Origin of the sequence: Isoptericola croceus, from assembly GCF_029382255.1 — a bacterium.
In the GTDB taxonomy this organism is placed as follows: Bacteria; Actinomycetota; Actinomycetes; order Actinomycetales; family Cellulomonadaceae; genus Isoptericola; species Isoptericola croceus.
The window spans coordinates 1-330 of record NZ_JARLLG010000066.1 but is presented as its reverse complement, the minus strand read 5'-3'; the positions used below and the strand labels follow the sequence as shown (position 1 = coordinate 330).

General features: G+C 51.2%; 1 protein-coding gene. It reads left to right on the top strand.

Going from position 1 to position 330, the window contains the following annotated elements:
- Window positions 1-330: hypothetical protein (locus PZC42_RS20725; RefSeq protein WP_277213966.1), on the top strand; the 330-nt coding region annotated here is incomplete at both ends.

Here is a 330-nt window from a genome sequence, read left to right as displayed (position 1 = left end):
AAAAGGTGAAGCAGGTCGTCGCGAACTTCGACGAATACCTGGTCGACCACTTACAGACACACCTCGAACTCCCCAACATCGGACTCCTTCCAGTCGACCCGATCAAGATGAGGAACGGTCGTGTCGGAGACTTCTCTACCTTGAAAGTCTTCGAAGAACCCAGCGTCCAGGTCATCAAGAACAGGGACGGATCCAGCACTTACATATTCGACGTCAAGCTCGGCCTTGACCAGCTCAACTTCAAGTACAATTTCTCCGCCAACTTCTTCGTCTACAAGAGAGAAGGAAACTACACCTTCGAGACTAGAGAGAACGAGATGGAGGTGACCG